We start from the raw sequence: 24,919 nt of genomic DNA on the forward strand, positions 1-24,919 counted from the left end.
CGGGTCCTCCCGCGCGGCCGGCGACGCGCGTGTTACCAGTACGGTAGCGGGACGGCTGTGACCGGCGCGATCCCTTCCTGCAACTGATCACGATCCGGAACCGGATGGTCGGTGGAAAACCCCTGGTCGGGTGGCGTGTGCCCGAATTGCCGACGGTGATCATCTTCGGCCACGGCGGGTTCACTCGGCCCGCAGGGCGACCACCGGGTCCAGGCGGCCGGCCCGTTGGGCGGGTACCACCCCGAAGATGATCCCCACCGCCGCCGAGACGCCGAAGGCCAGCGCCAACGACCACCAGGTGACCGCCGCCGGGATCGGCGAGACGGCGGCCACCAGCAGGGCTCCCCCCACCCCCAGGGCCATTCCGGTGAGCCCGCCGATCGAGGTGAGCAGCACCGCCTCCAGCAGGAACTGCACCCCGATGTCCCGAGGGCGGGCGCCGACCGCCTTGCGCAGGCCGATCTCCCGGGTCCGTTCGCGTACCGAGACGAGCATGATGTTGGAGACCCCCACCCCGCCGACCAGCAGCGAGATGCCGGCGATGGCGGCCAGCACCCCGGTCAGGATGCCCAGGATGTCGCCGAGGACGCCGAGGATCTGCTCCTGGGTGACGGCACTGAACTCCGTACCCGGGTGCCGACCGTTCAACTCGGTCACGATCCGCTGGCCGAGTTCCTCGATCCGGTCCCGGTCCGGTGCCCGCACCGCGATCGCGTCCACCCGCTGGGTGCCGTACAGCCGCTGGGCGGCGGTCACCGGGATGTGCACCTCGTCGTCCCGGTCGACCCCGAGGCTCTGCCCGAGCGGGGTGAACACCCCGATCACCCGGAACCGCACCCCGGCCAGGTTCACCTGCTGCCCGACGGCCTCCCGGTCGGGGAAGAGGATCCGGGCGACGGAGTCACCCAGAACGGCGACCCGGCGGCCGGTGTCCACGTCGGATCGGGTCAGGTAGCGACCCCGGGCCAGGTCCCGGGCGAAGACCGTCGGGGTGGTCTCCAGCACCCCCTGCACGGTGGTGAAATCCTGCCGGCCACCGGCCCGGACAGTGGCCCCGGAGGCCACCGTCACGGCCACCCGGGAAGGGTCGCCGACCACCCGGCCGACGGCCTCCGCGTCCTGCAGGGTCAGCGGGGAGACCGCCGGGGCCGAGCCCACGTCCAGCCGCCCCGGTACGACCAGCAGCAGGTTCGAGCCCAACCCCTCGACCTGCTGTTCGACGGTCTGTTTGGTGCCGGTGCCGATCGCCACCAGCAGCACCACGGAGGCGACCCCGATGATCACCCCTAGCATGGTCAGCAGGCTGCGCATCCGGTTGGCCCGCAGCGCGTCCGCCGCCACCCGCCACGCCTCGGCCAGCCTCACGAGGCGCCCCCACCCGACGCGGCGACACCGGGAGTGCCGGCCACGGCGCTGTCGGCTACGACGACGCCGTCGCGCATGGTGATCCGGCGGCGGGCCCGGGCGGCCACCTCCGAGTCGTGGGTGACCATCACCAACGCCACCCCGGACTCGGCGTTCAGCCGCTCCAGCAGCTCCAGTACGGCGGCCCCGGTGGTGCTGTCCAGGTTGCCGGTCGGCTCGTCGGCCAGCAGCACGGTCGGGTCGGTGACCAGGGCACGGGCGATCGCCACCCGCTGCTGCTCGCCGCCGGAGAGCTGGTTGGGACGGTGGTCCAGGCGGTGCCCCAGGCCGACCCGTTCCAGCATGGCCGCGGCCCGCGCCCGCCGCTGACGGGCGCTGACCCCCCGGTACACCAGCGGCAGGGCCACGTTGTCCACCGCGGTGGTACGCGGCAGCAGGTGGAAGGCCTGGAAGACGAAGCCGATGGTCTCGTTGCGCAGTCGGGCCAACTCGGGGGCGGACAGGGTCCCCACCTCCCGCCCACCGATCACCAGTCGCCCTCCGGTCGGCCGGTCCAGGCCCCCGAGCAGATGCATCAGGGTGGACTTCCCGGACCCGGAGGGCCCGATCAACGCCACGTAGTCACCGGACGCCACGGTCAGGGTCACCCCCCGCAGGGCCGGTACGGACACCCCGTCGAGCTGGTACGTCCGGGACACCTCTACCGCCTCGATGGCGGGGTTCACCCGACCTCCTGGCCGTCGCGCACCTGGTCGGTGCCGCGCACCACCACCCGGTCACCGGGCTGCACCCCGTCGACGATCTGCACCAGATCCTGACCCTGCACCCCTACCGTGACCGAGGCCCGTCCCACCCGGCCCTCGCGTACCACCCAGACGGTGTCCCGGCCGTCGGCGGAGAAGATCGCGGAGGCGGGTACGGTCACCGCGTCGCTGGCCTCGCGGACCTGCAACCGCAGCACCGCGTTCATCCCGGGGCGGGGGGTCGGTGCCGGTTCGGCCTCACCGAACTGACCCGCCCCCAGAGAGAGCCGGACCCGGTAACTGACCCCGCCCCGGGCCGAGGTGCTGGGCAGTACGTCGATTGAGCGGACGGTGGCCGGGTAGCTGGCACCGGGGACGGCGTCCAACTCGACCGTGCCGGAAAGACCGGCCTGGACCAGCAGCACGTCGGTCTCGTCCACCTCGGCCAGCAGCCCCAGTTCGCCGGTGTCCACCACGGTCAGCACCGGGGTTCCGGCGGTCACCCGACCGCCGACCGGGACGGCCGTGTCCACCCCGGCGGGCGGACCGGCCGCCGGGGCACCCAGCGCGCTCGGTTCGAGGCCGGGCGGCAGGACTCCCCCGCCGCCGAGCAGCCCCGCCAGGGCGCTGGCGGAGGCGTCCCCGGAGCTGACCCCGCCGGGCTGGACCACCCCGGCGATCGGTGCCCGCAGGGTCAGCGCGTCCACGGTCGCCTTGGCCAGGTCGTACGCCTGCTGGGCCTGGAGGCGTTGGGCGGTGGCCAGGGCCCCGACTGCGGAGTTGAGACTGCGTACCCCGCGCTGCACCTCACGTACCGCCTGGTCGGCGGCGCGCGCGGCGGCGGCGTACTGCCGCTGCGCGGACTCGACCTGCGCTAGCAGTGCCTTGCGCAGCTTCGGGTCGCTGATCTTGCCGGCGGCGGCGCGGGCGGCGGCGTGTGCCTTCGCGGCGGCCCGGTCGGTGCCCCGCAGGGATCCGACCAGGTTGCCGCCGCCACCCCCACCGGCCCGCTTGGCGGCATCCAGCGCCTTCCGGGCCTGCTTCAGGCGTTCCCGGGCCGAGGGTGAGTCGATCACGGCCAGCACCTGGCCGCGCCTGACCCGCTGTCCCGGCTCCACCCGGAGGCTGCGCAGGGTGCCGTCGGCCGGAGCGGTCAGGGTGGCCGCCGCCCGGGCGACGACCGTGGCCGGGGCGTCGATCTCCTCCGCCACCGCTGCCCGTACGGCCGAGGCCAGCGCGATCGGTGCCTCGTCCTCGCCGCAGGAGGCGGCGCTGGTGAGGGTCAGCACGGTGACGGCTAGCAGGGCGGTGAACAGGCGGGGCCGCGTGGCTGCGAGCAGCCGCGGCGAGTCGTGGCGGCGCACCGGCCCATGCTACGAGCCCCGGCGGACCGGTCGACGATCCGCCATGCCGTCAGTCCAGGTCGGTGCCGCCCGGCCAGGCGGAGAAGGCCACATCGAGGGCCGTGATCATCTGCTCGAAGGAGCGGTCGACCTCCCGGGGCAGGCCGAAGTCACCGGCCGCCTCCAGGGCCACGAAGCCGTGTACGGCGGCCCGGAACATGCGTACCCCGTCGACCGCGCTGTCGCCCTCGATGCCGTACCCGCGCAGGATGGCGTAGACCACCCCGACCGCCCGCTCACCGGCGGCCACATGCGCCGGATCGGCCGGATCCGGCACCCGCTGGGCCATCGGGTAGCGGCCGGGATGCCGTCGGGCGTACGACCGGTAGGCGGTGGCCACGGCCCGCAGGGCCTCCTCCCGGCTGCGCCCAGCGGCGGCCGTGGTCATCTCCTCGGCGAGTTCGGCCGTGGCCAGGGCGGCGAGCTTCTGCGCCAACGCCTCGGCGCCCTTGATGTGCTTGTAGAGGCTGGGCAGGGCGACCCCGAGCCGGCCGGCCAGCGCGGCCAGGGTGAGCTGCTGGTAGCCGACCTCGTCGGCCAGCAGGGCCGCCTCACGCACCACGATCTGCGGGTTGAGCCCGACCCTAGGCACGATCGGTCACCGCCATGAAGGTGGTCAGTTCGGCGGCCATCGCCTCAGGACGGTCGGCGTGCGGGTAGTGCCCGGCGTCGGTGATCATCCGGGCCTCGGCCAGGGGGAAGAGGCGCCGGGCGGCCCGGGCCTCGGCACCGGGGTCGGGGAAGTCCGGGTCCTTCGTGCCCATCAGCACCAGCACCGGTCGACGCACCTGCGGAGCGAGGGTGGTCCAGTGTGGCGCGACCGGGGCGGCCACCTCACGGACCGGCAGCATCCGGCCGGGCCGCCGCAGCGCGGTCACCAGGTTCTTGCGGTACCGCGCGTCGTCGGCCGGGCGATGGACCGGGAACAGGGTGCGGTGGAACATGCCGAACAGCCGAGGACTGCGGACCACCGCCCACACCCCCAGCCGCATGACGGGGTTGAGCTTCGGCTGCGTCACGAAGGCGCCGACCAGCACGATCCCGTTGACCAGGGCCGGTTCCTCGGCGGCGGCGAAGACCACCGCGGCGGCGCTGGAGGAGTTGCCGACCAGGGTGGCCGGCCCGCCGCCGAGTTCCCGGACCACCGCCAGCAGATCGCCGCCCACCTCGGCCGGGGCGTAGCTGGCCCACCCGATGGTGGAGTCCCCGTGGCCGCGTACGTCGACCGAGGCCACCCGGTAGCCGGCCGCCACCAGCAGGGGAATCAGGTGCCGGTAGGAGTGGCGGTTCTCCCCCATGCCGTGCGAGAGCACCACCAAGGGCCCCTGACCGTGCACCTCGTAGGCGATCCGTCCGTCGCCACGCTTCGCGAAGCTAGTGTTCATAGCCCTTAGGCTAATTCCATTAGCCAACCGACGTCAAGACGGGACCACGGCAGGGTCCGGTGGAACCTGCCGAGGCCGTTCGGATGGGTGGGTGGTTACTTGCGGGAGGTCAGGGCGCGGGCGAAGAAGGCCAGGTTGGCGGGACGCTCGGCCAGCCGGCGCATCAGGTAGCCGTACCAGTCGTCGCCGTACGGCACATAGGTGCGCACGATGTAGCCCTCGCCGACCAGCCGGTCCTGCTCCTCGGGCCGGATGCCGTACAGCATCTGGAACTCGAAACGGTCCGGCGCCCGGTCGAACCAGCGGGCCCGGTCCTCACCGATGGCGATCAGTCGGGGGTCGTGGGTGGCCAGCATGGGATAGCCGTCGCCTGACATCAGGATGTTCATGCACCGCACGTAGGACTTGTCCACCTCGCGGGCCGACTGGTAGGCCACCGACTCGGGCTCCTTGTAGGCCCCCTTGCACAACCGCACCCGGGACCCGGCGGCGGCCAGGTCACGACAGTCCGACTCGGTACGCCGCAGGTAGGCCTGGAGCACCGCCCCGGTCGAGGGGTAGTCCTTGCGCAGCTTGGCCAGGATGTCGAGAGTCGAGTCCGTGGTGGTGTGGTCCTCCATGTCCAGGGTGACCGTGGTCCGCGCGGCCTCGGCGGCGGCGCAGATCGCCCGGGCGTTGTCGTAGGCCAACTGCTCGTCGAAGGCCTGACCGAGCGCGGAGAGCTTGACACTCACCTCGGCCGCGGGGGTCAGCCCCTCCTCGGCCAACCGTCCCAGCAGGGCGAGGTACTCGTCGCGTACGGCGATGGCCTGCTCGGGGTTGAGAGTGTCTTCGCCGAGGTGGTCCAGGGTGACCGCAAGGCCACCGTTGACGAGTTCGCGGGTCACGCGCAACGCGTCGGCGGTCTGCGCACCGGCGACGAACCGGCGCACGACGTCCCGGGAGAACGGGGCCGTCGCGACGAGCCGCTCGACCCGGGATGACCGGGAGGCGGCGAGAATCACGGAACGGAGCATGAGCCGAGGGTATCGCCCACCCGGCCCCAAGATTGCGCCCCCAGCCCACCCCGCCCGCGTTGTAGGGAAGGGCCCCCTTTCAACACTTCGAGGGGAGAAGGGGAGCCTTCCATCCGCCTTTCAACCCCAGCCCGGGGCGGCGAGCCTGGCGTTCATCGGTTACAACGATGGCGTGAAACAACTCCCCCGACGCCGCCTCCGCTCCGCCTCGGTGCAACTCGGCGCCCTCACCGCCCTGGCCCTCACTCTCTCCGGCTGCAACATGACCTCCGACGACGATGACGACTGCGCGATGGGCCCGGGTGGGGGTGGCGACACCGTGGCGATGGCCGTGCGTACCCCCTCACCCGGCGCCGAGATCGGGGTCGGGCGCCCGGTGACGGAGCCGGTGGCCTCGGCCGTGCCGGAGCGCGGGGGCTTCGGCTCCCACCAGGCCTCCTGCGGGGGCTGAGATGCGCCGCGTAGAGGTCAGCCCGCGTCCCGACTGGGACAGCACCATCCGGGAGCAGGGTCTGGTGTATGTGGACACCGAACTGCCCGACGGCGAGGTGATGTCGTACTGGGACGAGACCGCCGCCTACGCCTTCGACCTGGACGAGGTGCTGCGGTTGGAGGAGGCCACCGAGGAGTTGCACCGGATGTCGGTGGCCGCCGCCGAGCATGTGGTGGCCCGCAACCGGTACGCCGAGTTCGGCATCCCCAGGTGGGCGGCCGAGGCGGTGGCCCGATCCCTGCGGGAGTCCCCGCCGACCCTCTACGGCCGGTTCGACCTCTGGTACGACGGCAGTTGGCCGCCGAAGATGCTGGAGTACAACGCCGACACCCCCACCGCCCTGGTCGAGGCGAGCATCATCCAGTGGTTCTGGCTGGAGCACACCCGGCCGGAGCTGGACCAGTGGAACAGCCTGCACGAGCGACTGGTCGGGGCCTGGGCCAAGATCGGTGCCGGGTTGCACGATCGCCGGGTGCATGTGGTCTGGTCGAACGAGGAGGAGTCCGGCGAGGACCACATGACCGCCGGCTACCTGGCCGAGACCGCCCGCCAGGCCGGGCTGGAGGTCACCCTGCTGCCGATCCAGCAGATCGGTTGGGACGGCCGTCGCTTCATCGACCGGACCGACCAGCCGATCACGACCTGCTTCAAGCTGTACCCCTGGGAGTGGATGCTCGCCGAGCCGTACGGCCCACTGGCCCTGGAACCGGGCACCCCTACCACCTGGATCGAGCCGGCCTGGAAGCTGCTGCTGTCGAACAAGGCGCTGCTGGCGGTGCTCTGGGAGCTGTACCCCGGCCATGAGCTGCTGCTGCCGGCCTACCTCGACTCACCGCGCGGAATGTCGGAGTACGTGGCCAAGCCGCTGCTGGGCCGGGAGGGTGCGGCGGTACGCATCGTCACCCCCACCGGGGAGTTCAACAATCCGGGTGACTACGGCGACGAGGGTTTCTGCTACCAGGAGTTCCGGGCCCTGCCGGAATTCGCCGGAAATCGGCTGGTCCTGGGGAGCTGGACGGTCGACGGTGAGTCGGCCGGGGTGGGGCTGCGGGAGAGCGCGAGTCTGATCACTGACGGCTATGCGCGATTCCTGCCGCACTACATCGACGCGCCGCGCGGCGGATGAGTGGACTACCTTTGGAGGGGTGAACTTCGACGCGTACGCCCGGACCGGAGTTGACCTTGTCAACGCCCGCCTGGACGGCCTCGACGACCTACGGGCTATTTTCCCGGACGACAACGCCTGGATGCGAGACGAGGTCGTGGAGCGCGACCTGGCGGTCTTCCGGCGGGTGCAGAAGCGGTTGCGCGACGTCTTCGAGTACGGCACCTCCGGGCGCGATGCCGAGGCGGTGGCCGAGTTGAACTCGCTGCTGGAGGCGTTCCCGGTGCAGCCGCGCATCTCCGGCCACGACTCCAGCGACTGGCACATGCATGTGACCAGCCGGGGCTCCTCGGTCAGCTCGGAATTCCTCGCCGGTGCGGTGTGGGGGCTGTCGGTATGGCTCTGCGAGTACGGTAGCGCCCGTTTCGGTGTCTGTGCGGACGACCGCTGCGGCAACGTCTACCTGGACACCTCGTCGAACTGCTGCCGCCGGTTCTGCTCGGAGCGGTGCGCCACCCGCTCCCACGTGGCCGCGCATCGGGCCCGCAAGCGGGCGGCCGTGCCGACCCAGACCGACCCGCTGACCCCGGTGTCCTGACCGCCGCCCCGCGCTCAGCCGCTCAGGCCTCGACCGGGGTGGCGCTGAGGTGCTCGCGGGCGAAGGCCAGGGACTGACGCAGGTCCGCCTCGCGGTCCTGCCGGCTCTTCGCGCCCCGGGTGGTGACCTCGACCGCCACCGAGCCGGTGAAACCCCGCCCGGCCAGGGACCGCAGCAGTTCGGCGCAGGGTTGACCGCCCCGGCCGGGCACCAGGTGCTCGTCCCGGCCCTCCCCGGTGCCGTCACCCAGATGCACATGGGCCAGGCCCGAGCCCATCCGGTCGGCCATCCCGAGGGCGTCGGTGTGCGAGGCGGCGCAGTGCGACAGATCCAGGGTGTACGAGGCGTAGCCGACCGTGGTCGGATCCCAGCCGGGGGCGTACGGCACGAACTGCCGGCCGGCCATCCGGACCGGGTACATGTTCTCCACCGCGATGTGGATCCCGCCGAACTCCCCGGCCACCTCGTCCAACCCGTCGGCGAAGGTGCGGGCGTAGTCCCGCTGCCAGGTGAAGGGCGGGTGCACCACCACGGTCGGGGCCTGGAGCGTCTCGGCCAGGATGGCCGAGCGGCGCAGCCGCTCCCAGGGGTCCGGGCTCCAGACCCGCTGGGTCACCAGCAGGCAGGGGGCGTGCACGGAGAGCACCGGCACCCCGTAGTGCTCGGCCAGCCCCCGTAGCGCCCCGGCGTCCTGGCTGACGGCGTCGGTCCAGACCATCACCTCGATCCCGTCGTAGCCGAGTTCGGCGGCCAGTTGGAAGGCCGCCGCGGTGCGTTCAGGGAAGACCGAGGACGTGGACAGGAGTACGGGAACTCGGGAGGTCACACCACCGAGGGTAGCCGCCATCGATTGCACCAATGCGACGAGAACTCAGCAATGCGGTCAAACCGGCCGAGGAATGTCACTCTGGCGCCAACCGATCCAGTCGATCTAGGATCACTCCCTCACGCAGCGCCCACGGGCAGATGTCCAGGGAGTCGACACCCAGGCGGCGCAGCACCGAGTCGGCGACCACCGCACCGGCCAGCAACTGGTGCGCCCTAGCGGCGCTGACCCCCTCCAGCTCGGCCAACTGGGCGGGGGCGATGTGCCGGATGAAGCCGAGCACCTGGCGCAGCCCGGCGCGGGTCAGTCGGCGACGGGTCCAGATGCCGGCACTGCTGGGGGCGGCCCCGGCCAACCGGGCCAGGGTACGGAAGGTCTTGGAGGTCGCCACCGGGCGTTCCCAGCCCACCTCGGCCATCCGCTCGGCCACGGGTTCCAGCAGGCTCTCCACGTACTCCCGAAGCTCGTCGACCGCCTGGGGTCCCGGCGGTGCCGGGCTCTGCGGATCCACCACCAGCCGGTCCCGGGTCAGCCGGCCCGCCCCCAGCGGCAGGGAGACCGCCTGGTCGGGGTACTCGTCGGCACCGGCCGCGATCTCCAGCGAGCCACCCCCGATGTCCAGCACCAGCAGCCGACCGGCCGACCAACCGAACCACCGGCGCACCGCCAGGAAGGTCATCCGGGCCTCGTCGGCCCCCGGCAGCACCTCCAGGCGTACGCCGGTGGTCTCCTGGACCCGGGCGAGCACCTCGGCGCCGTTGGTGGCGTCGCGCACCGCGGAGGTGGCGAAGGCGAGCAGTTCGTCGACCTTCAGCGCGGTGGCCGAGGCGCGGGCCGCGCCGACCGCCTCGACCAGGGCGTCCACGCCGGCCGGGGGCAGGGCACCGTCCGGCCCCAACTGCTCGGCCAGCCGCAGCACCGCCTTCTCGGAATGCGCCGGCCAGGGATGCCCACCCCGCTGGGCGTCGACCACCAGCAGGTGCACCGTGTTGGAACCGACGTCCAGGACACCCAGTCGCATGGGCACGACCCTAGGGCAATCCGTTCGCGGCACTGCCCGGCCCACCCGGCCCACCCCGCGTACGCTGGGCCGGGTGACAGGGCAGATCGAACTCCGCGTGCTGGTGGACGACCCGGCGGACCCGCGCAGCCGTGAGGTGCCGCTGGACTTCCCCCGGGAGTGGATCGAATTCGTCGACCCGGCGGACGAGCGGCACCTGGTGCGCGCCGATCTCACCTGGTTGCTCTCCCGCTGGACGTGCATCTTCGGTCAGGGCTGCCACGGCATCATCGCCGGGCGGGCCGCCGACGGCTGCTGCTCGCACGGGGCCTTCTTCACCGACTCCGACGACGAGAAGCGGGTCCGGGCGGCGGTCAAGCGGCTGACCCCGGCCACCTGGCAGCACTTCCGTCGGGGGTTCAAGAACTGGACCGAGAACGACACCGTGGACGGCAAGAACCCGGCCCGGCGGACGGCCACCCGGGACGCCGAGGGGCCCTGTGTCTTCCTCAACGACGCGGACTTCCCGGCCGGTGGCGGCTGCGCCCTGCACGCCCAGGCGCTGCGCGACGGGGTGCATCCGCTGGAGTACAAGCCGGACGTGTGCTGGCAGTTGCCGATCCGCCGGGATCAGGACTGGGTCACCCGGCCGGACAACACCAAGGTGCTGGTCTCCACCCTCGCCGAGTTCGACCGGCGGGGCTGGGGCGCCGGCGGTCACGACCTCGACTGGTGGTGCACCTCCTCCACGGACGCGCACGTCGGGGCGGAGCCGATGTACCTGTCGTACGGCCCGGAGTTGACCGCCCTCATCGGCGCCCCCGCGTACGCGAAGCTAGCCGAGCTGTGCGCTACCCGGCTGCGGCAGGGCCTGACCGCTCCGCACCCCGCCGACCCGGCCTGACCGCGACGAATCAGGGCTCGAACTTGTAGCCGAGACCCCGCACGGTGACGATGTGCCGTGGCGAGGAGGGCTCCGGTTCGATCTTGGAGCGCAGGCGCTTGACATGCACGTCCAGGGTCTTGGTGTCGCCCACGTAGTCGGCGCCCCAGACCCGGTCGATGAGCTGGCCCCGGGTGAGCACCCGCCCGGCGTTGCGCAGCAGCAGTTCCAGCAGCTCGAACTCCTTCAGCGGCAACTGCACGGCCGCCCCGGCGACCGTGACGACGTGCCGCTCGATGTCCATTCGGACCGGCCCGGCGACCAGGGTGGCGGAGCCCGACTCCACGGTCTCCACGCTCTGCCGGCGCAGCACCGCCCGGATCCGGGCCACCAGCTCCCGGGGGGAGTACGGCTTGGTGACGTAGTCGTCGGCCCCGATCTCCAGGCCCACCACCTTGTCGATCTCACTGTCCCGGGCGGTGACCATGATGATCGGCACGTGCGAGCGCTGGCGTAGCTGACGGCAGACCTCGGTACCGGACATCTCGGGCAGCATCAGGTCGAGCAGCACGATGTCGGCGCCGCTGCGGTCGAACTCGGTCAGAGCCGCGGTGCCCGTGGCGGCCACGGAGACCTCGAAGCCCTCTTTGCGGAGCATGTACGACAGGGCGTCGGAGAACGACTCCTCGTCCTCGACCACCAGTACCCGGCTCAACGGCCTTTCCTTTCCATTCGTGCTCAACTCTGCGGGACCTCGGCCGGACCGGGCTCGATACCCGGCAGGGCGGACAGCAGATCCTCCGGGGGGCGGGCGGGCAGCCGGAGGGTGAAGGTGGACCCACCACCCAGGGTGCTCGTCACCTCGACCCGTCCGCCATGGTTGCTGGCGATGTGCTTGACGATCGCCAACCCGAGCCCGGTGCCGCCGGTGGCGCGGGAACGGGCCTGGTCGGCCCGGTAGAAGCGTTCGAAGACCCGGTCCACCTCGTTGGGGGCGATGCCGATGCCCTGGTCGGTGACGGCGATCTCGACATGATCGGCGGTGGCCCGGGCGGTGACCAGGACGGTGGTGTCCGCGCTCGAGTAGTTGACCGCGTTCTCCACCAGATTCGCCACCGCCGTGGCCAACTGGCTGTCGCTGCCGTACACCGTCAGCCCACGCTGCCCCTCTACCGCCACGGTGATCCGGCGGGCGGTGGCCGCGGTCCGGGTGCGGTCTATCACCTCGGAGATCACCCAGTCCACCGCGACCGGTTCCGGGGCGGGCTGCGGTTCGGCGCCCTGCAACCGGGTCAGCTCCAGCAACTCCTGCACCAGCCGGCCCAGTCGGGTCGACTCGTGCTGGATCCGTTCGGCGAAGCGACGCGCGGCGACCAGGTCCTCGGAGCGGTCCGGCGGCCCGGCGCTGGCCGGCTCGGTGGCGTCGAGCAGGGCCTCGGCCAGCAGTTGCAGCGCGCCGATCGGCGTCTTCAACTCGTGGCTGACGTTGGCCACGAAGTCCCGGCGGACCCGGGCCAGGCGGTGGGACTCGGTGACGTCGACCGCCTCCACGGCCACATGGCCGTTGCCCAGCCCCATCGCCCGCAGGTGCACCCCCAGCGGGTTCTCCTTGTCGCGGCCACGGGGCAGGTCGAGCTCGATCTCCCGACGCACCCCGGTGCGTCGGACCTGCCCGGCCAGGGTACGGACCAACGGATGCGCGACGACCGAACCCGGCTGGGCCCCGGTACGCAACAGCCCCAACGCCCGGGCTGCGGGGTTGACCAGCACCGGCAGGTCCTCGGCGTCGAGCACCACGACCCCCGCACGCAGCGAGTCGATCGCTCGTCGGCCCAGACCGACCTGCACATCCTCGACGATCGTGTCCCTCCCCTTACCGAACCGGAGCGGGCCCCACCCCCGGCGGGGGGAGCCGCCCGGACCAGGCGCCTCGGGCAGCAGTCCGGACAGCCAGAGCCCGACGACCACTCCGGCCGCCAGCGCCCCGGCCACTGCCGCCGTCACTGCCCACATCACTCGGTGATCGTAGGGTCAATGCTGACCCGACTACCGGACGAAAACGGGCGAAGCACGCTCACTTCCGGGAAAGTTCACCTTCGCGCCCGGCTCAGTTCACCGGCGTTCACCTCCGGGCCTCCCAGCGGCCCTAACTTGGGCGCCGACCTGCGCAAAAGCATCGTCGGCCGAGACCGGCCGGCACCGACGAACGACAGGACGTGAGCATGCGCGACGAGTTCCGGGCCGAACTGCAAGCCGTCAGCCATCTGCTGGTGGAGATGGCCGAGGGTGTCCGGGCGGCGCTACGACAGGCGACCCGGGCCCTGCTCGCCGCCGACCGGCGGGCCGCCGAGACCGTCATCGAGCAGGACGCCCAGATCGACGAGTTGTACCGGCAGGTGGAGGAGCGGGTCTGTGACCTGCTGGCCCGGCAGGCCCCGGTCGCCTCCGACCTGCGGGCCATGATCACCGCCCTGCATGTGGCCGCCGACCTGGAGCGGATGGGCGACCTGGCCGACCATGTGGCCAAGACCGCCCTGCGCCGCCACCCCTCCCCCGCCGTGCCGGCGGAACTGCGGCCGGTCTTCACCGACATGGCGACCATCGCCGACCGGATGGCGGAGAAGATCGCAGGGGTGCTGGCCCACCCGGACGCCGACCTGGCCGCCGAACTGGACAGCGACGACGACGCGATGGACGAGCTGCACAGGGGCCTGTTCGGGGTGCTGCTCGGCGCGGACTGGCCGTACGGGGTGGAGACCGCCATCGACGCCACCCTGCTGGGCCGCTTCTACGAACGGTTCGCCGACCACGCGGTCAACAGCGCGGAACACGTCGTCTACCTGATCACCGGCAAACCCGCCTGAACTGCAAGGAAGGGCCCCCTGTTAACGCCTCGCGTATAGCAGGGGGCCCTTCTTAACAAGCGAAAGCTCAGCGGCCCTGGTTGGCTACTGCGGCAGCGGCCGCCTTGGCCGCCTCCGGGTCCAGGTAGGTACCGCCCAGGGTCTGCGGACGCAGCTGCGGGTCGAGGTCGTAGCGCAGCGGAATCCCGGTCGGGATGTTCAGCTTGGCGATCGCCTCGTCGCTGATCTGGTCCAGGTGCTTGACCAGGGCGCGCAGCGAGTTGCCGTGCGCCGCCACCAGCACCGTCCGACCGGCCAGGATGTCCGGCACGATCGAGTCGTACCAGTACGGCAGCATCCGCTCGACGACGTCCTTGAGGCACTCGGTACGGGGCATCAGCTCGGTCGGCAGCAGTGCGTACCGCGGGTCGCCCACCTGAGACCACTCGTCATCGTCGGCGATGGGTGGGGGCGGGGTGTCGTACGAGCGGCGCCAGAGCATGAACTGCTCCTCGCCGTACTCCTCCAGGGTCTGCTTCTTGTTCTTGCCCTGCAAGGCGCCGTAGTGCCGCTCGTTGAGCCGCCACGACCGGCGCACCGCGATCCAGTGCCGGTCGGCGGCGTTCAACGCCAGTTCGGCGGTACGGATGGCGCGGCGCATCACGCTGGTGTGCACCACGTCCGGCAGCAGGTCGTGTTCGCGCAGCAGCTCGCCGCCGCGGCGCGCCTCGTTCTCGCCCTTCTCGGTCAGGTCCACATCGACCCAGCCGGTGAAGAGGTTCTTGGCGTTCCAGTCGCTCTCGCCGTGCCGCAACAGGACCAGCGTCCCGACGGTGGGTCCCTCGCTCGCTGTCATGCCGATCATCCTGCCGTAACCCGGGAACGTACGCGCGGGAAGGGTCGTGACGACCACCACGTGGAAAACCGGATGACCTTGCTTCCGGAGCGCCACTAGGTTGTAAGGGTTGTCTGGTTCATCACTCATTACGGACGGGGGCGCCGGCGTGCGTGCGGCAAAGGGCTGGCTCCAGGAGACCACCGGTGGTCTGCCGAAGATCTTCTGGTACCTGTGGACCGGCACCCTGATCAACCGGCTCGGCTCCTTCGTCCTCGTCTTCCTGGCGATCTACCTGACCCAGGAACGCGGATTCTCCGCCTCCCAGGCCGGGGTCGTGCTGGGTCTCTGGGGAGCCGGTGGTGCGGTCGGCGCCACCGTCGGCGGCACCCTCAGCGACCGGTGGGGACGGCGACCCACCCTGCTCACCGCCCACCTGGGCGGCGCGGTGATGATGCTGGCGCTGGGCTTCGCCCACGAACTCTGGGCGGTCGGGCTGGGTGCCCTGCTGCTGGGCCTGTTCGCCGAGGCGGCCCGACCGGCCTTCGGGGCGATGATGATCGACGTCGTGCCCGAACGGGATCGACTGCGGGCCTTCTCGCTCAACTACTGGGCGATCAACCTGGGCTTCGCCTGCGCCGCGGTGCTCGCCGGCTTCGCCGCCCAGGCCGGCTACCTGCTGCTGTTCGTGATCAACGCGGCCACCACACTGGTCACCGCCGTGATCATCTTCATCAAGGTGCGGGAGACCCGGACCATCACGGTCAGCACCCGAGCCAGCGCCGCCCCGGTGAACGCCTTCCGCGCCATCCTGAACGACCGGGTCTACCTGTGGTTCGTGGGGTTGAACCTGCTCGGCGCGCTGGTCTTCCTCCAGCACATCTCGATGCTGCCGATCGCGATGGCCGACTCCGGACTGAGCCCGGCCACCTACGGCTCGGTGATCGCGCTCAACGGGGTCCTGATCGTGGTCGGCCAACTCTTCATCCCCCGACTGATCCGGGGGCGCAGCCGGTCACACGTCCTGGCCCTGGCGGCGGTGGTGATGGGCCTCGGCTTCGGCCTGACCGCCTTCGCCGACGCGGCCTGGTTCTACGGGCTGACGGTGTTGATCTGGACCGTCGGCGAGATGCTCAACTCACCCTCCAACGCCACCCTCATCGCCGAGTTGTCCCCGAGTGAACTGCGGGGCCGCTACCAGGGCGCCTTCTCCCTCTCCTGGCAGTTGGCCGGCGCCATCGCACCCATCCTCGGCGGTCTGGTGCGGGAACAGGCCGGCAACGCCGCGCTGTGGTTCGGCTGCGCCGGCATCGGCCTGGTGATGGCGGTGGCCCACCTGGTGTCCGGGCCGGCCCGGGAACGGCGGGCCCTGGCCCTGCGTACCGCCGGGGCCCCGTCCGCGCCGCTGAAGACGGCCGAGCCGGTCGGTCCCAGCGGCGGTTAGTCGCGGGCGACGCGATGTGCCCGGTGCGTGGGCACCGGGCACATCGTCGATCGTTACGACCGGCGGCGGCGGGCGGCACTCACCCCCGTAAGCGACGCCCGCTCGCGCCGCCGGTCCAAACAGGTGGACACCGTCCCCCAACGGTGTTGCTCCACCCGTCCTCCAACACCTCGCCTGGTGCACAGATCTGCGCGATCTGCCGCTCCCCCGAACGGTTCCAAGCGTGGTGCGGTGCAATAACGCTAGTTCGCCCCGTGGGCCGGATTCAACCTGATGGGCTGTCTCGCCCGTCACAGCGACCCTGCCCCCTCCGACGGGCTGGTCCTTCCCGGCCAACAGCGCATACCCGGCCGGGATTCCCGCAAACCTGCTATCCGTCCTCCCGATCGGGTGACTCCGTACGGAAGAAATTGCTCTGCCGACCGTCCCGCAGCTGCTCCTGGTAGATCAAGTTCAGCCCTCGCAGGTCGAAGGTGTGGAACCAGTCATCCCAGCTGATCTCGCGGATCCGGCCGCCCTCCCGGTAACCCGGGATGTTGAAGGTCAGCACCCCGACCCGGCCCTCCCGTTCGGTGCCGCTGATCGTGGCCGGCTTGGCCCCCCGCTCCCGGGCCCACCGCTGGATCACCTCATGGTTAGTGGTGACCAGGCTCCGGCCCGGACGCTCCGGCCGGTCCTGCAACGAGGAGATCACCTGCGAGGACCGGGCGGAACGGGTCGTCGACCGGCCGGTCCGCACCCCACCACCGGCCGATGCCGCCTTGGCCGCGGCGCGGGCCGGGGCCGTCCTCGCTGTGGCACGGGCTGCTGTCGTCTTCGCCGCGCTGCGGGACGGTGTTGTCTTCGCTGTGGTGCGGGCCGGCGCCGTCTTCCGCGCGGGGCGGGTTGATGCCTGGGCGGTCGCGCGGGTCGTCGTACCCGCCTTGGTGGCGGCCTTGCGGGCCGGCGTCGACTTGCGGGCAGCGGTGGCCTTCGCCGCCGGGGTCGTCTTGCGCGGGGCAGCCTTCCGGGCCCCGGCGGTGGTCGTCGTCGTCCCCCCAGTGCCGGCCCTACGCGCCGCCGCAGTCGCGCTGCCGGCCTTGCGGGCGGTCGCCGTCGACTTGCGGGCGGTACCGGTCTGTCGGGTGGTGCCGGTTGCCGATGCTGTCCGCGCCGGGCCGGTCCGCTTGGCGGGCGTGGCCTTCGCCCGGCCCGCGGTGGTACGGGTCTGCTTCGTGCCGGCACTCTTCGTGGTGCCGGCCCGGCCGGCCGGTCCACTGCTGCCCCGCGCCGCCCCACCCGACCGGAGGGTACTGGCGAGCCTCTTCACCAGTTCCGGCTTACGCAGGGCGGAGATGCCGGAGACCCCGTACCGACGCAACTGGCCCCGGATGTCGTCCACCCGCATCCGGGAGATCTCCGATTCGGAGATCCGTGGTGTGTTCGGGGTCTGGTTGCCGGTCTGTCGTTTGGTCCTGGTCGCGGTCCCGCCGCGACCAGTGCTGCTTCGCTGAGCCATGGACGCTCACGCTCCTCGACACTGGAGTCTCGGCGCACGGCGGGTCCCAAAGCCGCACCGCGCGCTGCGGCTTACCCAGCAGAACCCCGCTAAACCACGAATCGGGTACGACAGTCCCGGTCAGGTCCGGTTCGGACCCGTCCCCCCGCCGTCGCCGGCAGTCTCGGCGGGTTCGGTGCCGGTGGTCTTCGAGGGCTCGAAAAGATGGGCGAAGGCCGCCAGGTTGGCGGTCGATTCGCCCCGCTTGACCCGCCACTCCCACTCGCGGCGGATGGAACTGCCGAAGCCGATCTCCAGCATGGTGTCGAAGGACTCGTCGGCGTAGCTGAGCACCGCGCCGAGCAGCCGGTCCAGCTCGTCGGCGTCGACTCCGGCGGGGTTGACCCGGCCGGTCAGGTAGATGTCGCCGACCGCGTCGATGGAGAACGACACCGCGTACATCCGGGCGTTGCGCTGCAACAGCCAGGCCCAGAGTTCCTCACGCCGCTCGTCCGGCTGGCGCATCACGAACGCCTCGATCCGCAGCGCGTGCTCACCGACGATCAGGTTGCAGATCGTCTTGAGCTTGTGCGTACCGGGCAGGGTCACCGCGTACGAGCCGGGACCGGTAACCGCGCAGGGCAGTTCCCGTTCGGCGCAGACCGACTCGATCAGGGCACCCAGGTCACTCATCCGATCAACTCTACGGCCGCCCGGACGGCACCGCCCGTCGCCGGGCCCCGCACTGACGCCTCAGCAGGAGGCCGCCAGGGCGGAGGTCAGGCGGGCGCGGTGGGTCACCAGGGCCTCACCGTAGACGGCTAGCAGGCCCTCCGCGGTGCGGTGCCAGGAGAAGTTGCGGGCATGCTGGGCGGCACCGACCGCCAGGCGCGCTCGGCGGGCTCGGTCCGGCAGCAGACCCGCCAGGGTGTGCGCCCAGTCGACCGGATCATGGCTATCCACCAGCACCCCGCTGACCTGGTCCCGTACCGCGGTCACCAGGCCGCCGACGGCGGCGGCCACCACCGGGGTACCGCAGGCCTGGGCCTCCAGGGCGACCAAGCCGAAGGATTCGTTGTACGAGGGCACCGCCACCAGGTCGGCCGCCTGGTACAGCAGGGGCAACTCGGCCCCGGTACGCGGTGGCATGAAGTGCACCCGGTCGGCGACACCGAGGGAGGCGGCCAACTCGATCAGGGCGGTGGGCCGGTCGAGTCCGCTGCCGCTGGGCCCACCGCAGATCACCACGGAGACCTCGCGGGCCAGCGCGGGATCCTGCTGGCGCAGTGCCGCGATCGCCCGGATCAGCACGTCCGGGGCCTTCAGGGGCTGGATCCGGCCCACGAAGGCCACCAGGTGACCGGTGGTGGGCAGGCCCAGCCGGGCCCGGGCGGTACGGGTGGCGGCGTCCCGGTCACCGGCCGGTGGGCGGAAGCGGTCCAGGTCCACCCCGGGCTCGACCACGGCCACCCGGGTCGGGTCGGCCGCGTACCGGTCGATCAGGTCCTCGGCTTCCACCCGGGTGTTCGCCACCAGCCGGTCGGCCTCGGCGACCACCTGTTCCTCGCCGATCACCCGGGCCTTGGGTTCGGGCCGGTCCCCGGCGGCCAGCTGGGCGTTCTTGACCTTGGCCAGGGTGTGCGCGGTGTGCACCAGCGGCACCCCCCAGCGGTCCTTGGCCAGCCAGGCGACCTGGCCGGAAAGCCAGTAGTGGGAGTGGATGAGGTCGTAGTAGCCCGGCGGGCGGGCGGCCTCGGCCCGCAGTACCCCGGCGGTGAAGGCGCAGAGCTGACCGGGCAGTTCCTCCTTGGTCAGCCCCTCCAGCGGACCGGCCATCACATGCCGGACGTGCACCCCGGGGACGACCTCCACCACCGGGGGCAGGTCACCCGAGGTGGCGCGGGTGAAGATCTCCACCTCCACGTCGGCCTCGGCCAACCGCCGGGCGATTTCCAGGATGTAGACGTTCATGCCGCCCGCGTCCCCGGTGCCGGGCTGGTGCAGGGGCGAGGTGTGCACCGAGAGGGTTGCGATCCGTCGAGGGCGCGGCCACGGCAGGGCACCTCGCTGACGACCGACACCGGTGTGCAAATCCGCCACTTCTGCTCCCTAAGCCAGGGTTGATGCCGTACTGCACGACCGACGTGCCTCTGCGTCAACCTCCGCGCCAGATGCCATCTTCCCGATCGGCGGCTGGTAATACGTCGCCCAGGGGCCACCGGCGTGATCGACCTCATCGCGGGGGTAGCCGGGCCCGCCCCCTGGACAGGGGCGAGAATGACCGGATGAGTCGTGTCGCCATCGTCACCGGGGCTTCCAGCGGGATCGGGGCCGCCACCGCACGCCGACTGGCCGGCGAGGGATTTCACGTGCTGGCCGCCGCCCGGCGTACCGACCGGTTGGCCGACCTGGTCGCCGGGATCACCGCCGCAGGTGGCAGCGCCACCGCGGTGGCCTGTGACGTCACCTCGGACGAGTCCGTGGCGGCCCTGGCCCGGGCCGCGCAGCAGGCGCCCGGGCCGGTCACCCTGCTGGTCAACAACGCCGGTGGGGCACGCGGCATGGACCCCGTGGAAGCCGGGTCGGTCGGCGACTGGCAATGGATGTACGACGTGAACGTGCTGGGCACCCTGCGGGTGACCCAGGCGTTGCTGCCCACACTGGAGTCCTCTGGCGCCGGCACGATCGTCATCGTCTCCTCGACCGCCGGCTTCACGGTGTACGAGGGCGGTGGCGGTTACACCGCCGCCAAGCACGCGCAGACCGCGATCGCCGGCACCCTGCGGCTGGAGTTGTGCGGCCGACCGGTCCGGGTGATCGAGATCGACCCGGGCATGGTGAAGACCGACGAGTTCTCCCTGGTCCGCTTCGGCGGTGACAGCGATCGGGCGGAGTCGGTGTACGCCGGGGTGGCCGAGCCCCTGGTCGCCGAGGATGTGGCCGACTGCATCGCCTGGTGCGCCACCCGACCCCAGCATGTGAATGTGGACCGGCTGGTGGTCCGTCCGTTGGCGCAGGCCGCCCAGCACAAGGTGCACCGCACGAGCGGAGCCTGAGGAAGGCGCCATGCCGACGCGGGCCTCCCGGCCGCTCGGGGTGATCACCCGGGGCACGACCAACCCGAACCGGCTCCGCCGGGTGGACAACTGGATCGTCGACACCTGCGGCGAGGTGCTGCGCGCCGCACCGGACCCCCTCGTGGTCGACCTCGGGTACGGCGCCAGCCCGGTGACCGTGGTGGAGCTACGCGCCCGGCTGGCCGCCGGGGTACGCCCGGACGTACGGGTGGTCGGGCTGGAGATCGACCCTGGCCGGGTGGCCGTCGCCCAGGCCGCCGCCGACCCACCTGGCCTGACCTTCGCCCGGGGCGGGTTCGAACTGGCCGGGCTGCGCCCGGTGCTGGTACGCGCCTTCAACGTGCTGCGGCAGTACGACGAAGCGGAGGTGGCCGGTGCCTGGGCCCGCCTCACCGCCGGGCTGGCGCCTGGCGGCCTGCTGGTCGAGGGCACCTGCGACGAGTTGGGGCGGCTGGCCTCCTGGGTGCTGCTCGATGCCACCGGCCCGCGCTCGCTGACCCTGGCGGCCCGGCTGTCCACCATGCAGTCCCCGGCCGAACTGGCCGAACGCCTGCCCAAGGCCCTGATCCACCGCAACATCCCCGGGGAACCCATCCACGCCCTGATCCGCGCCCTGGACGACGCTTGGCAGGCCGCCGCCGGCTACGCCCCGTACGGTCCCCGCCAGCGCTGGCTGCACACGGTGGCCGCCGTACGCGCCCAGGGCTGGCCCATCCTCCACCGCCCCCGCCGCTGGCGTCTGGGCGAACTGACCCTCCCCTGGCCCCCCATCGCCCCCCGCACCCCCACCCCGCCCGGGGCCAGGTGATCAAGAGGCTTGCGTCTGGAAAACCGCCTCGGAGACGCAAACCTCTTGATCAACTACAGCAAGGGGAGGGTGGCTGAACAGGGTTAGAGGGTGCAGTTGATCAGGACGGGTTCGGGGTGGAGGGTCACCGCGAAGCGGGCCTGGACGCCGTCGCGGATCTCGCGGGCCAGGGTCAGCAGGGCCTCGGTGGTGGCGGTGCCGCTCTGGTTGGTCAGCGCCAGGGTGTGCTTGGCGGAGATGGCGACCCCCTCCGGGCCGGGGTAGCCCTTGCCGAAGCCGGCCTTGTCGATCAGCCAGGCGGCACTGACCTTGACCAGATCCCCGGCGCCCGGCCAGGCGGGCGGCTCACCCAGGTCGGCGGCGCGCTGCCGCAGCACCTCGTACCCGGCCGGGTCGAGGATCGGGTTGGTGAAGAAGGAGCCGACCGAACGGGTGTCCGGGTCCGAGGGGTCCAGCACCATCCCCTTGCCGGCCCGCAGGCCCAGCACGGTCTCCCGGGCCTGGGTCAGCGGCACCCGGTCACCGACCTCCACGCCGAGGGCGCGGGCCAGTTCGGCGTACCGGACCGGGCCGGACAGCGGCGAGCGGGCCAGCCGGAAGTCGACCCCGAGCACCACCCAGCGCTCGCTGTACTTGAAGATGCTGCCCCGGTACCCGAAGCCGCAGTCGGCCGCCGGCACCTGGCGGACCGTCCCGGCGGTACGGTCGTACACCTGCACACCGACGATGGTCTCGGCGACCTCCTGCCCGTACGCCCCGACGTTCTGGATCGGGGTGGCGCCGGTGGAGCCGGGGATGCCGGACAGGCATTCCAGCCCGGACCAGCCGTTGCGCACCGTCGTGGCGACCAGGTCGTCCCAGGGCTCGCCGGCCTCCACCCGGATGGTCACGGTCCGCTCGTCCTCGGCCAGCACCCGCAGACCCCGGGATCGGACGAGCACCACCGTGCCCGGGAAACCGGCGTCGCCGATCACCACGTTGCTGCCCCCGGCAAGCAGCAGTACGCGCTCGCCGGCCTCGCGTACCTGAGTGACAATCTGGTCGGAAGTGGCGGCGGTGACGATCCGCGCGGCCGGTCCACCGAGGCACAATGTGGTGTATTGCGACAGATCACCCCGAATAGCGGGTTGGGCGGCGGCTGTCGGCTGGGCGTAGACGTCAGACACAGCTTTCACCCTAGGCTGATAGGCAGCCGCGGCACCCACTGGTGGCCGGGTCACCCCCGGGAGGATGGCGATGAGCAGAATGCACGGCTCCAAGGATTTCTGGATCGGCGCGCTCCGGGCGGAGGGCCCGGCGTTCGCCGCCGCGGTGGCCGAGGCCCCACCCGAGACACCGGTGCTCTCCTGCCCCGGCTGGACGGTGACCGACCTGGCCCTGCACCTCACCGGCATCTACCAGTGGGTACACACCGTGGCCGGCGCGGGCCGGACCACTGCGCCGGAGCAGCCCCGGCCGCAGCGCCCGGCGCCCGTCCCGGGGCTCACGGCCGCGCAACAGTGGCAGCAGGCGTACGACGACCTGATGGTCCTCTTCGACACCCTGGACCCGGAGGCCCCGGCCTGGAACTGGGCCCCCCAGCCGAAGAAGGCCGGCTTCTGGCCGCGCCGGATGGCGCACGAGACGGCGTTGCACCGCTGGGACGCCCAGCTCGCCATCGCCGCCGGTGAACCGATCGAGGCCAAGCTGGCGGCCGACGGGGTCAGCGAGGTGCTCGACACCTGGCTGCCGGCCGGTCGGCGGGCGGCGACAGGCCAGTGGCGCGGGGTGGTGCGCCTCAGCGCGACCGACGCCGCGCAGGAGTGGTACCTGCGGCTACGCGGCGAGGGGGTGGCCCTGCTGGACACCGGCACCATCCTCGACCACGACGAGCACCACGCCCGGGTACATGTCAGCGGCACCGCCAGCGACCTGCTGCTGGCCCTCTGGGGTCGGGTCAGCTTCGAATCCCTGACGGTGGGCGGCGACCCGACCCTGCTGGACGGAGTACGCACCGGCTGACCCATAGATCAACACCGTTTCGCCGGAATGGCGGTTACCTGACCTCCAGGTGACCGCCATTCCGCCGTAACGGCGAAAGCGGACCACCGCAGGGTCGTGGCCGTTCTGTGACCCGGGGCGAGAGAGCGCTCTCTTGACACCTCTCCACCGGGAGGCGCAGGCTACGCGAGAGCGCTCTCTCACGTATCCCGCACCGCCACCCGGACCTGAGAGGGGTCACCAGACCATGGGCACCTTCACCCGCCACCGCCTCGCGGCGGTGGCCCTGGCAACGATCGGTGCACTACTCGCCACCAGCGGCTGCGCCGGCGAGGACGCGGCCGACGACGGCCAGATAACCCTCACGGTCGACGTCTTCGGACAGCTCGGCTACGACCAGCTCTACCAGGAGTACATGGACGCCAACCCCGGGGTGAAGATCGTCGAACGGGGCACCGGCAGCAACCTCGACGAGTACTCGCCCCGGCTGACCCAGTGGCTGGCCGCCGGCAAGGGCGCCGGGGACATCGTCGCCATCGAAGAAGGTCTGATGGTCGAGTACAAGGCCAACCCGGACAACTTCGTCAACCTGCTGGACCACGGCGCCGGCGAACTCAAGGGCAACTTCCTGGAGTGGAAGTGGAACCAGGGACTGACCGCCGACGGGCAGAAGCTGATCGGGCTCGGCACCGACGTGGGCGGCATGGCGATGTGCTACCGCACGGACCTGTTCGCCAAGGCGGGGCTGCCCACCGAGCGTGACGAGGTCTCCAAGCTCTGGCCGACCTGGGAGGACTACATCGCGGTCGGCGAGCGGTTCAAAGCGGCGAACACCGGCGCCTCCTTCCTGGACGCGGCCACCAACACCTTCAACACCATCGTGTTGCAGACCGCCGGCAAGGCGCAGGGCTACCACTACTACGACACCAGCGACAACCTCGTGGTGGACAGCAACCCGGCGGTCAAGCAGGCCTGGGACACCACCATGAAGATCATCGGGGCGGGTCTGTCCGGCAAGTACGGCTCCTGGTCGGAGGAGTGGGTATCCGCCTTCAAGCAGGCCAAGTTCGCCACCATCGCCTGCCCGGCCTGGATGACCGGGGTGATCGAGGGCAACGCCGGCACGGAGGCCAGTGGCAAGTGGGACATCGCCCGGGTCCCCGGCGACGGCGGCAACTGGGGTGGCTCCCACCTGGCCGTGCCGGCCCAGGGCAAGCAGAAGGAAGAGGCGATCAAGCTGGTCAAGTTCCTGACCAGCCCGCAGGGGCAGATCGGTGCCTTCAAGGCCAAGGGCCCGCTGCCCTCCTCACCGCAGGCCCTGAACGACCCGGCGATCGCCGAGGCCACCAACGCGTACTTCTCCGGGGCCCCGATCGGGACGATCTTCGCCGAGGGCGCCAAGACCCTGAAGCCGGTCTACATGGGCCCGAAGAACCAGGCGGTCCGCACCGAGGTGGAGAACGCCGTCCGCACGGTCGAGCTGGGCCAGCGCACTCCCGAACAGGGCTGGCAGGACGCCGTCACCAACGCCAAGAAGGCTGCCGCCAAGTAACCGGCCCGACAGCCGCCACCCCCGCCGCCGATCCGGGCCCGCCACCTTCGCCGGGCGTACGCGATGACCGGCCGGATCGGCGCGGG

Annotated in this window: 25 protein-coding genes and 1 pseudogene; 11 read left to right on the forward strand and 15 right to left on the reverse strand. The window is 71.5% G+C overall.

The window, feature by feature from the left end; genetic code table 11:
* Positions 1 to 180 precede the first annotated feature (180 nt).
* From ACGFIK_RS17495 to ACGFIK_RS17520, 6 genes are all read right to left on the reverse strand, one after another.
* Complete coding sequence (locus ACGFIK_RS17495; RefSeq protein WP_327023939.1) at positions 181 to 1,365, reverse strand: ABC transporter permease; 1,185 nt, start codon at positions 1,363 to 1,365, stop codon at positions 181 to 183.
* Positions 1,362 to 2,090 (reverse strand): ABC transporter ATP-binding protein, encoded by a 729-nt coding sequence (locus ACGFIK_RS17500; protein ID WP_327023938.1) that lies wholly within the window; start codon positions 2,088 to 2,090, stop codon positions 1,362 to 1,364. The genes ACGFIK_RS17495 and ACGFIK_RS17500 overlap by 4 nt, the downstream gene beginning before the upstream one ends.
* Positions 2,087 to 3,472, reverse strand: a complete 1,386-nt coding sequence (locus ACGFIK_RS17505) for an efflux RND transporter periplasmic adaptor subunit (protein WP_327023937.1) — start codon at positions 3,470 to 3,472, stop codon at positions 2,087 to 2,089. Before ACGFIK_RS17505 ends, ACGFIK_RS17500 begins: the two co-directional genes overlap by 4 nt.
* Before the next feature lie 49 nt (positions 3,473 to 3,521).
* Positions 3,522 to 4,103, reverse strand: coding sequence for a WHG domain-containing protein (locus tag ACGFIK_RS17510; RefSeq protein WP_327023936.1), 582 nt, complete (start codon positions 4,101 to 4,103; stop codon positions 3,522 to 3,524).
* Positions 4,096 to 4,896 carry an alpha/beta hydrolase gene (locus tag ACGFIK_RS17515; RefSeq protein ID WP_327023935.1) on the reverse strand — a complete coding sequence of 267 codons (801 nt, stop codon included), beginning with the start codon at positions 4,894 to 4,896 and terminating at the stop codon, positions 4,096 to 4,098. Before ACGFIK_RS17515 ends, ACGFIK_RS17510 begins: the two co-directional genes overlap by 8 nt.
* A 95-nt stretch (positions 4,897 to 4,991) precedes the next feature.
* The gene (locus ACGFIK_RS17520) at positions 4,992 to 5,912 is read right to left on the reverse strand and encodes a proline dehydrogenase family protein (RefSeq protein WP_327023934.1); all 921 of its coding nucleotides are present in this window, start codon (positions 5,910 to 5,912) and stop codon (positions 4,992 to 4,994) included.
* Between the two features lie 172 nt (positions 5,913 to 6,084).
* On the opposite strand from ACGFIK_RS17520, the gene ACGFIK_RS17525 reads away from it, so the two are divergent.
* Genes ACGFIK_RS17525 through ACGFIK_RS17535 form a run of 3 tightly spaced genes read left to right on the forward strand, consistent with a single transcriptional unit; the run spans position 6,085 to position 8,108 of the window.
* Positions 6,085 to 6,363: a hypothetical protein gene (locus ACGFIK_RS17525; protein WP_327023933.1), complete on the forward strand. Its 279-nt coding sequence runs from the start codon at positions 6,085 to 6,087 to the stop codon at positions 6,361 to 6,363.
* Between the two features lies 1 nt (position 6,364).
* Positions 6,365 to 7,531 carry a glutathionylspermidine synthase family protein gene (locus ACGFIK_RS17530; protein WP_393340226.1) on the forward strand — a complete coding sequence of 389 codons (1,167 nt, stop codon included), beginning with the start codon at positions 6,365 to 6,367 and terminating at the stop codon, positions 7,529 to 7,531.
* A 19-nt stretch (positions 7,532 to 7,550) separates the two neighbouring features.
* Positions 7,551 to 8,108, forward strand: coding sequence for a CGNR zinc finger domain-containing protein (locus ACGFIK_RS17535; protein WP_327023931.1), 558 nt, complete (start codon positions 7,551 to 7,553; stop codon positions 8,106 to 8,108).
* 22 nt (positions 8,109 to 8,130) lie between these two features.
* On the opposite strand, the gene ACGFIK_RS17540 is transcribed toward ACGFIK_RS17535, so the two are convergent.
* Positions 8,131 to 8,934: a sugar phosphate isomerase/epimerase gene (locus ACGFIK_RS17540; protein WP_327023930.1), complete on the reverse strand. Its 804-nt coding sequence runs from the start codon at positions 8,932 to 8,934 to the stop codon at positions 8,131 to 8,133.
* A gap of 76 nt (positions 8,935 to 9,010) precedes the next feature.
* Complete coding sequence (locus tag ACGFIK_RS17545) at positions 9,011 to 9,955, reverse strand: Ppx/GppA phosphatase family protein (protein WP_327023929.1); 945 nt, start codon at positions 9,953 to 9,955, stop codon at positions 9,011 to 9,013.
* Positions 9,956 to 10,028: 73 nt separating this feature from the next.
* On the opposite strand from ACGFIK_RS17545, the gene ACGFIK_RS17550 reads away from it, so the two are divergent.
* Entirely contained in the window at positions 10,029 to 10,838 is an 810-nt protein-coding gene (locus ACGFIK_RS17550; protein WP_327023928.1) for a hypothetical protein, read from the forward strand.
* 10 nt (positions 10,839 to 10,848) lie between these two features.
* Here the strand turns inward: ACGFIK_RS17550 and ACGFIK_RS17555 are convergent, their stop codons facing one another.
* Positions 10,849 to 11,532 carry a response regulator transcription factor gene (locus ACGFIK_RS17555; RefSeq protein WP_327023927.1) on the reverse strand — a complete coding sequence of 228 codons (684 nt, stop codon included), beginning with the start codon at positions 11,530 to 11,532 and terminating at the stop codon, positions 10,849 to 10,851.
* Between the two features lie 23 nt (positions 11,533 to 11,555).
* Positions 11,556 to 12,830, reverse strand: coding sequence for an ATP-binding protein (locus ACGFIK_RS17560; protein ID WP_393340363.1), 1,275 nt, complete (start codon positions 12,828 to 12,830; stop codon positions 11,556 to 11,558).
* Positions 12,831 to 13,039: 209 nt separating this feature from the next.
* Between ACGFIK_RS17560 and phoU the strand changes: the two genes are divergently transcribed.
* Complete coding sequence (phoU, locus tag ACGFIK_RS17565) at positions 13,040 to 13,681, forward strand: phosphate signaling complex protein PhoU (protein WP_327023926.1); 642 nt, start codon at positions 13,040 to 13,042, stop codon at positions 13,679 to 13,681.
* Positions 13,682 to 13,748: 67 nt separating this feature from the next.
* Here the strand turns inward: phoU and ACGFIK_RS17570 are convergent, their stop codons facing one another.
* Positions 13,749 to 14,516 (reverse strand): phosphoglyceromutase, encoded by a 768-nt coding sequence (locus tag ACGFIK_RS17570; protein WP_327023925.1) that lies wholly within the window; start codon positions 14,514 to 14,516, stop codon positions 13,749 to 13,751.
* Positions 14,517 to 14,664: 148 nt separating this feature from the next.
* Between ACGFIK_RS17570 and ACGFIK_RS17575 the strand changes: the two genes are divergently transcribed.
* Positions 14,665 to 15,939 (forward strand): MFS transporter, encoded by a 1,275-nt coding sequence (locus ACGFIK_RS17575; RefSeq protein ID WP_327023924.1) that lies wholly within the window; start codon positions 14,665 to 14,667, stop codon positions 15,937 to 15,939.
* Between the two features lie 370 nt (positions 15,940 to 16,309).
* Here ACGFIK_RS17575 and ACGFIK_RS17580 read toward each other — a convergent pair.
* A pseudogene (locus tag ACGFIK_RS17580) lies at positions 16,310 to 16,696 on the reverse strand (hypothetical protein); the annotation flags it as partial.
* On the opposite strand from ACGFIK_RS17580, the gene ACGFIK_RS17585 reads away from it, so the two are divergent.
* Positions 16,581 to 17,432 carry a hypothetical protein gene (locus tag ACGFIK_RS17585; RefSeq protein ID WP_393340374.1) on the forward strand — a complete coding sequence of 284 codons (852 nt, stop codon included), beginning with the start codon at positions 16,581 to 16,583 and terminating at the stop codon, positions 17,430 to 17,432. The pseudogene ACGFIK_RS17580 and the gene ACGFIK_RS17585 overlap by 116 nt on opposite strands.
* Before the next feature lie 125 nt (positions 17,433 to 17,557).
* On the opposite strand, the gene ACGFIK_RS17590 is transcribed toward ACGFIK_RS17585, so the two are convergent.
* Both ACGFIK_RS17590 and mshA read right to left on the reverse strand, forming a co-directional pair.
* The gene (locus ACGFIK_RS17590) at positions 17,558 to 18,109 is read right to left on the reverse strand and encodes a YbjN domain-containing protein (RefSeq protein ID WP_393340232.1); all 552 of its coding nucleotides are present in this window, start codon (positions 18,107 to 18,109) and stop codon (positions 17,558 to 17,560) included.
* Between the two features lie 60 nt (positions 18,110 to 18,169).
* Positions 18,170 to 19,516 (reverse strand): D-inositol-3-phosphate glycosyltransferase, encoded by a 1,347-nt coding sequence (mshA, locus tag ACGFIK_RS17595; RefSeq protein WP_327023922.1) that lies wholly within the window; start codon positions 19,514 to 19,516, stop codon positions 18,170 to 18,172.
* A gap of 185 nt (positions 19,517 to 19,701) precedes the next feature.
* Between mshA and ACGFIK_RS17600 the strand changes: the two genes are divergently transcribed.
* Together ACGFIK_RS17600 and ACGFIK_RS17605 are read left to right on the forward strand one after the other, a co-directional pair.
* The gene (locus ACGFIK_RS17600; RefSeq protein WP_327023921.1) at positions 19,702 to 20,472 is read left to right on the forward strand and encodes an SDR family oxidoreductase; all 771 of its coding nucleotides are present in this window, start codon (positions 19,702 to 19,704) and stop codon (positions 20,470 to 20,472) included.
* Positions 20,473 to 20,482: 10 nt separating this feature from the next.
* Positions 20,483 to 21,301 carry a class I SAM-dependent methyltransferase gene (locus tag ACGFIK_RS17605; RefSeq protein ID WP_393340235.1) on the forward strand — a complete coding sequence of 273 codons (819 nt, stop codon included), beginning with the start codon at positions 20,483 to 20,485 and terminating at the stop codon, positions 21,299 to 21,301.
* 83 nt (positions 21,302 to 21,384) lie between these two features.
* Here the strand turns inward: ACGFIK_RS17605 and ACGFIK_RS17610 are convergent, their stop codons facing one another.
* On the reverse strand, positions 21,385 to 22,467 hold the full coding sequence (locus ACGFIK_RS17610) for a UDP-N-acetylmuramate dehydrogenase (RefSeq protein ID WP_393340238.1): 1,083 nt from the start codon (positions 22,465 to 22,467) through the stop codon (positions 21,385 to 21,387).
* 70 nt (positions 22,468 to 22,537) lie between these two features.
* Here ACGFIK_RS17610 and ACGFIK_RS17615 point away from each other — a divergent pair, with 70 nt between their 5' ends.
* On the forward strand, positions 22,538 to 23,302 hold the full coding sequence (locus ACGFIK_RS17615) for a maleylpyruvate isomerase family mycothiol-dependent enzyme (RefSeq protein WP_327023918.1): 765 nt from the start codon (positions 22,538 to 22,540) through the stop codon (positions 23,300 to 23,302).
* 226 nt (positions 23,303 to 23,528) lie between these two features.
* Positions 23,529 to 24,833, forward strand: a complete 1,305-nt coding sequence (locus tag ACGFIK_RS17620) for an ABC transporter substrate-binding protein (protein WP_357530427.1) — start codon at positions 23,529 to 23,531, stop codon at positions 24,831 to 24,833.
* The last annotated feature ends 86 nt before the right edge of the window (positions 24,834 to 24,919 follow it).

Source organism: Micromonospora sp. NPDC048871, assembly GCF_043198155.1.
GTDB lineage: Bacteria > Actinomycetota > Actinomycetes > Mycobacteriales > Micromonosporaceae > Micromonospora.